The organism is Paracoccus sp. MKU1 (genome assembly GCF_001447385.1).
Taxonomy (GTDB): domain Bacteria; phylum Pseudomonadota; class Alphaproteobacteria; order Rhodobacterales; family Rhodobacteraceae; genus Paracoccus.
The window spans coordinates 1-6,609 of record NZ_LLWQ01000147.1; the positions used below are offsets into that span (position 1 = coordinate 1).

At 65.7% G+C, this 6,609-nt stretch carries 4 protein-coding genes and 2 pseudogenes; all 6 read left to right on the forward strand.

The features are described from left to right. Window positions 1-530 (forward strand): annotated as a pseudogene (glyA, locus tag AQY21_RS10000) (serine hydroxymethyltransferase); the annotation flags it as partial. 983 nt (window positions 531-1,513) lie between these two features. Beyond that, window positions 1,514-2,443, forward strand: a complete 930-nt coding sequence (locus AQY21_RS10005) for a sugar ABC transporter substrate-binding protein (protein WP_152988182.1) — start codon at window positions 1,514-1,516, stop codon at window positions 2,441-2,443. An 82-nt stretch (window positions 2,444-2,525) separates the two neighbouring features. Beyond that, the gene (locus tag AQY21_RS10010) at window positions 2,526-4,061 is read left to right on the forward strand and encodes a sugar ABC transporter ATP-binding protein (protein ID WP_058097529.1); all 1,536 of its coding nucleotides are present in this window, start codon (window positions 2,526-2,528) and stop codon (window positions 4,059-4,061) included. A 39-nt stretch (window positions 4,062-4,100) separates the two neighbouring features. Beyond that, window positions 4,101-5,114 carry an ABC transporter permease gene (locus AQY21_RS10015; protein WP_062563351.1) on the forward strand — a complete coding sequence of 338 codons (1,014 nt, stop codon included), beginning with the start codon at window positions 4,101-4,103 and terminating at the stop codon, window positions 5,112-5,114. A 59-nt stretch (window positions 5,115-5,173) separates the two neighbouring features. Then, on the forward strand, window positions 5,174-5,977 hold the full coding sequence (locus AQY21_RS10020; protein ID WP_238986737.1) for a sulfite exporter TauE/SafE family protein: 804 nt from the start codon (window positions 5,174-5,176) through the stop codon (window positions 5,975-5,977). Window positions 5,978-6,006: 29 nt separating this feature from the next. Next, window positions 6,007-6,609: pseudogene (locus AQY21_RS29705) on the forward strand (IS5 family transposase); the annotation flags it as partial.

Sequence of the window (6,609 nt, forward strand, 5' to 3'; positions counted from 1 at the left end):
AGAAGATCAACTCGGCCGTGTTCCCCGGCCTGCAAGGCGGCCCCTTGATGCATGTCATCGCCGCCAAGGCCGTGGCCTTCGGCGAGGCGCTGCGCCCCGAGTTCAAGGATTACGCGGCCCAGGTCGTCGCCAACGCCCGCGCCATGGCGGACGAGCTGATGAAGGGCGGCATCGACATCGTCTCGGGCGGCACCGACAACCACCTGTGCCTGGCCGACCTGCGCCCGAAAGGCGTGACCGGCAAGGCGACCGAGGCGGCGCTGGGGCGCGCGCACATCACCTGCAACAAGAACGGCGTGCCCTTCGACCCGGAAAAGCCCTTCGTGACCTCGGGCATCCGGCTGGGCGCCCCGGCGGGCACGACGCGCGGCTTCAAGGAGGCGGAGTTCCGCCAGATCGCCCGCTGGATCGTCGAGGTGGTGGACGGGCTGGCCGCGCATGGCGAGGCGGGCAATGCCGAGGTCGAGGCCCGCGTCAAGGCCGAGGTCGAGGCGCTCTGCGCCCGCTTCCCGCTCTATAACGGCCTGTGATCGCGGCGCGGCGCGGGCTCGGAACAGGCCCGCGCAYCGCCCGGACAAGAAACCGCCCCCGCCCGGCAAAAAGGCGGGGGCCTGCATTGCTGCCCGGCAGGCGCTGGCGGTCCCTGGCCGCTCGGGGCCGCCCGCCGACCGCCGACAAAGGATAGGCGCCGGCCCCGCGACACCGCGGCCCTTGGCATGTTCCGCTTCACCGCCCAGGCGCAGGATGGTTTCAGCGGCGCGCCCGGGGACAGCCTGCACAGCGAGAGGGGTTCAGGCCGCCGTCAAGGGCTGCCAGCCTCCCCCGGCTCGCCTCAGATCGCTTGGCGCATTCCCCCCATCCGGCTTGCCGCGACACCGGCGATGTCGCCAGGACCGGCGGGCACGGCGCAAGGCAGGTGATCGCCATTCACCGACAACATTTCCGATTCGGAAACGGCGCCCATCTGGCCTGCACAACAGCCAAAACCGCATCGCGTCAGCGGCGCTGCTGTGTTGCGATGTCGCAGGCCACCGCAACGATCTCTGGCTCAAGCTCCCGCCGCTCCGACGATCTGGAGGCCGACGCAAATCGATGATGCCGGCTGCATGCCGCTGGTCGAGTTGCGCGCGGCCTGCGAGGATATGGCCGCGCGGCCTTCTGGCGACAACCTGTTGCCAGTAGGTGGGCCCTGCTGGCGCCTCCCATGGGAAGACCCGGGAGAGAGCATTTGTTGCCATATTCTGTATATGCAATTTTTATTGCAATCACGTTGCAGAGGGGCTATGGTCAATGTCGAGGCAGGGAATCCCTGCCTCGCCGAGGCCAGGGGCAAGATGCGTGGGGCGCATCGCTCACGGCTCTCGGACAGGGCGGGAGGTCGTCATCAAGTCGGAATGGATGCGGCGGAACAGTGGTTCTGCCCGCGGCTTGATATTGCCTTGTCGCATCGAGGTTTTGGCTGCCTCCGACGCGAGAAGATCGCACGGAGGTAACAGGAGGAGGAAAGACCCACATGATCAAGAAACTCGCGACGGCCACCGCATTCTGTGCGCTGATGGCAGGCTCGGTTCAGGCCGAGACCATCGGCGTTGCGATGTCGCTTTTCGACGACAACTATCTGACCGTGCTGCGTCAGAACATCCAGCGCCATGCCGGCGATCTGGGTGTTACCGTGCAGATGGAGGATGCTCAGGGCGATATTGCCCGTCAGCAATCCCAGATCGAGAATTTCGTCGCCTCGGGCGTGGATGGCATCATCGTGATGCTGGTCGATGCCGATTCCGGCCAGGCCATGTCGCGTATTGCCGAGCGGGCGGACGTGCCGCTGGTCTTCGTCAACATGCTGCCCGCCAACATGGACGAGTTCCCGGAAAAGCAGGCCTGGGTCGGCTCGGACGAGGAGCAGGCGGGCGAGTTGCAGGCGACCGAGATGTGCAAGCTGATGGGCGGCGAGGGCGATGCCGTCATCCTGATGGGCCAGCTTGGTACCACCGGGCAGCGCGGGCGCACCGCGGCAGTCGAGCGCGTGCTGCAATCGGATGAATGCAAGGGCATCAATGTGCTCGACTCGCAATCCGCGAACTGGATGCGAACCCCGGCGCTGGATCTGATGACCAACTGGCTGACCTCGGGGATGCAGCCCGATGCCGTGTTCTCGAACAATGACGAGATGGCGCTTGGTGCGGTTCAGGCGCTCAAGGCGTCGGGAATCTCGATGGACGATGTGATCGTCGGCGGCGTCGATGCCACGCAGGACGCGCTGGCGGCGCTGGAGGCGGGGGATCTGGACGTCACCGTCTATCAATCCGCCAAGGGCCAGGGCGAGGGTGCGCTGGACACCGTCCTGAAGATCGCCCGCGGCGAGGCGTTCGAGCCGCGCGTGGCCGTTCCCTTCGAGCTGGTCACGCCCGAGAACGTCGCCGAATACAAGACCCAGAACTGATCCGGGCGGGCATTCGGTCGCGCACCGGATGCCCGGACCTCAATCCGGGGGCCGCGTCCCCTGACAGTCTTTCGGGGGGAAGATGGTTTCGAATACCACACTGGAGGCGATCGAACGCTACAAGGAAAAGAGCCTGCCCTATATCCTTGAAATCGAGGGTATTCGGAAGGAGTTTCCCGGCGTGGTGGCGCTGGACGACGTGCAGTTCCGGCTGCGGCCGGGCTCGGTTCACGCGCTGATGGGCGAGAACGGCGCAGGCAAGTCCACGCTGATGAAGATCATCGCCGGCATCTATACGCCCGACCGCGGCACCATCCGCCTGCGCGGCGAGGAGGTCGTTCTGGCCAGCCCGCTCGATGCGCTGGAGCAGGGGATCGCGATGATCCATCAGGAACTGGCGCTGATGGACTGGATGACGGTCGCCGAAAACATCTGGATCCGGCGCGAGCCGAAAAATGCGCTCGGCCTGATCGACCACCGCAAGATGACCGAGATGACCCGGGAGCTGTTTGCGCAGCTTCGGCTCAAGATCGATCCGACCGCGCAGATCAGCACCCTGACCGTCGCGCAGCGGCAGATGGTAGAGATCGCCAAGGCGGTCAGCCATCGTTCCCAGGTGCTGATCATGGACGAACCGACTTCGGCGATCACCGAAACCGAGGTCGATCACCTGTTCGAGATCATCCGCGACCTGAAGGCGCGCGGCGTGGCCATCGTCTACATCACCCACAAGATGAACGAGCTGTTCGAGATCGCCGACGAGTTCTCGGTCTTCCGCGACGGCAAGTATGTCGGCACCCATGCCAGCACCGAGGTGACCCGCGACGACATCATCCGCATGATGGTCGGCCGCGAGATCACCGAGATGTTTCCCAAGGAGGAGGCCGAGATCGGCGAGGTGATCCTGTCGGTCGAGAACCTCTCCCTGCCGGGCACCTTCCACGGCATCACCTTCGATCTGCGCCGCGGCGAAATCCTCGGGCTGGCCGGCCTGGTGGGCTCGGGCCGCTCGAACGTGGCAGAGGCGCTGTTCGGCGTGACGCCGGCCACCGAGGGCAAGATCCGCATCGCCGGCCGCGATGTCACCATCGCCTCACCCGCCGACGCCATGCGCGAGGGAATGGCGCTGCTGACCGAGGACCGCAAGGCGACCGGCTGCTTCCTGCCGCTGACGATCCTCGAGAACATGCAGATCGCCGCCTTGCACGAGGGCCATGTCAAGCTGGGCTGCGTCGATGAGCGGGGGATGACCAATCTCTGCCTCGAGATGAAGGACAAGCTGCGGATCAAGACTCCGAACCTCGATGAGCGGATCGAGAACCTGTCGGGCGGCAATCAGCAGAAGGTTCTGATCGCGCGCTGGCTGCTGACCAAGCCGAAGATCCTGATCCTGGACGAGCCGACCCGCGGCATCGACGTCGGCGCCAAGGCCGAGATCCACCGGCTGATCTCGCGCCTGGCGCAGCAGGGGGTGGCGGTCATCATGATCTCGTCCGAACTGCCCGAGGTTCTGGGCATGTCCGACCGGATCATGGTCATGCACGAGGGCCATATGACCGGCATCCTGGACCGGGCGGAGGCGACCCAGGTGAAAATCATGGAACTGGCGGCCCGCTGAGGCCCGCGCGGCGCCCGGCGCCCGAGGAGGAAAATCAACATGGACAATGTGCAGATCGAACCCGTCAAGCGACAGCGGCGAGGGCTGCCGCAGGAGTTGAACATCCTGCTGGTGCTGGTCGCCGTCGCGCTGGTCTTCGAGATCCTGGGCTGGATCTTCCAGGGTCAGAGCTTCCTGATGAACACCCGTCGCCTGACGATCATGATCCTGCAGGTTTCGGTCGTGGGCATCATCGCCATCGGCGTCACGCAGGTCATCATCACCGGCGGCATCGACCTGTCGTCCGGCTCGGTCGTCGCCATGACGGCGATGATCACCATGAGCGTGGCGCAGTCGGGCGATTACGCGCGGGCCATGTATCCGGCGCTGACGGACCTGCCGGTCATCGTGCCGCTGGCCGTCGGGCTTGGGCTTGGGCTGATCGCCGGCATGATCAACGGCGCGCTGATCGCGCTGACCGGAATTCCGCCCTTCATCGCCACGCTGGGCATGATGGTGACGGCGCGCGGCATCGCCAAATGGTATACCAAGGGTCAGCCGATCAGCTTTCCCACTGACGGTTTCGCGGCGATCGGATCGGGTGCCTGGCCGGTCTTCATCTTCCTGGCGGTGGCGCTGATCTTTCATATCGCCCTGCGCTATACCCGCTATGGCAAGTTCACCTATGCCATCGGCGCCAACCCGCAGGCGGCGCGCGTCTCGGGCATCAACGTGCAGCGCCACCTGATCAAGGTCTATGCCATCGCCGGGTTGCTGGCGGGGCTGGCCGGCATCGTCACCGCCGCCCGCGCGGAAACGGCGCAGGCCGGCATGGGCATGATGTATGAGCTTGACGCCATCGCCGCGGCCGTGATCGGGGGCACCTCGCTCAGCGGTGGTCGCGGGCGGATCTTCGGCACGGTGATCGGCACGCTGATCCTGGGGCTGATGATGTCGGGCTTCACCTTCCTGCGGGTCGATGCCTTCTATCAGGAGATCGTCAAGGGCGTGATCATCGTCGCCGCCGTGGTGGCCGATACCTTCCGCCAGAACGCCCGCAGCAAGAAAGCCTGACCTTCCCCAGGCTTTGGGCCCGGAGCGCCTTGCTCCGGGCCTTTTTCATGGATACCGCAATGCATTGGACCATCTTCGCATCGCCGACCGAACTGGCCGTGACGGCGCTGGCCGTTGTCCTGGTCGGCCTCTCCAAAGGCGGCCTCGGCGGCATGAGCCTGCTCGGTGTGCCGCTCATGGCCCTGGTCATGCCCCCGGTTACTGCGGCGGCGATCCTGCTGCCGGTGCTGGTGGTGATGGACGTGGTCAGCGTGGCAAGCTGGCGGGCTTGGGTCGATTGGCAGATCATGCGTCGGGTCATGCCCGGAGCGGTCGCAGGCATCGGGATCGGCTGGGCAAGCGCCGAACTGGTCTCGGACTCGGCGGTTCGCCTGGTCGTGGGACTGGTCTCGCTGGCCTTTGTGGGTCGCGCGCTTGTCGGGACGGGGCAGGGCGCCACACTGGCCGGCGCGCGACCGGCCGCCGCCCGCTTCTGGGGCGGGCTGGCCGGCTATACCAGCTTCGTCGCCCATGCCGGAGCGCCACCCCTTCAGATCTACATGATGCCGCTGCGGCTGGATCCGAAGCTCTTCACCGGCACCACGGTGATGTTCTTTGCCGTGACCAATGCGCTGAAGCTGATCCCCTATGCCGCGTTGGGAGAGTTCGGCGCCGATAACCTGGCCCGCGCCGCAGCCATGCTGCCGCTGGCGGTGGGGGCGACCTGGCTCGGGGGCTGGGTGGTTCGCATATGTGCGCCAGCATCTTCTATCCCTTCACCTATGCCTCGGTGGCGCTGGTCGGGGTCAAGCTGGTCTGGGACGGGCTGGCCGGGCTCTCGGCCACATACCCATGAAGTGTTTCCTTTTCCGGTCTTTCCGTGATTCTCTTTTTGCATGCGAGGGAGGCTGTCATGGCTCGTTTTGATCTGACGGATTTCGAGTGGGGAGTGATCCAGCCGTTGCTTCCGACCAAGGTGTGCGGGGTGAAGCGGGTGGATGACCGGCGGGTGCTGAACGGCATTTTCTGGCGGCTGCGGACCGGGGCGCCCTGAGCGGACATTCCAGCGCGCTACGGTCCTTACACGACCTGCGTGAACCGTTTCAACCGCTGGCGTCGGGCGGGGCACTGGGCGCGCATTCTGCAAGCCGTGTCAGCAGCTTACCAAGGCGATATCCAGATGATCGACGCGTCTTCGTTCCGGGTTCACCACCATGCCGCCAACGGTCAAGAAAACATCTCCGATCCCGTTGCATGGGTCGCGCGCGCGGCGGGCTGACGATCAAGATCCACGCCCTGGTCGATGCTCTCGGTCGCCCGATCCGCCTGAAACTGACCGAGGGCCAAGCGCATGACGGCCGGTGCGCGGCGGATATGCTCGGGAGCATCGGCACCAGCCAGACCCTGCTGGCCGACCGGGGCTACGACAGCGATGGCCCGCATCGCAGCCTTGCCGCGCGCGGGGCCGGAACCTGCATCCGGCTGATGCCGACGCGAAAGCGCCGTCCGGCTTTCG

Coding starts and splice junctions, on each gene's coding strand:
- AQY21_RS10005 (WP_152988182.1), top strand. CDS start 1,514: ATGATCAAGAAACTCGCGACGGCCACCGCATTCTGTGCGCTGATGGCA.
- AQY21_RS10010 (WP_058097529.1), top strand. CDS start 2,526: ATGGTTTCGAATACCACACTGGAGGCGATCGAACGCTACAAGGAAAAG.
- AQY21_RS10015 (WP_062563351.1), top strand. CDS start 4,101: ATGGACAATGTGCAGATCGAACCCGTCAAGCGACAGCGGCGAGGGCTG.
- AQY21_RS10020 (WP_238986737.1), top strand. CDS start 5,174: ATGCATTGGACCATCTTCGCATCGCCGACCGAACTGGCCGTGACGGCG.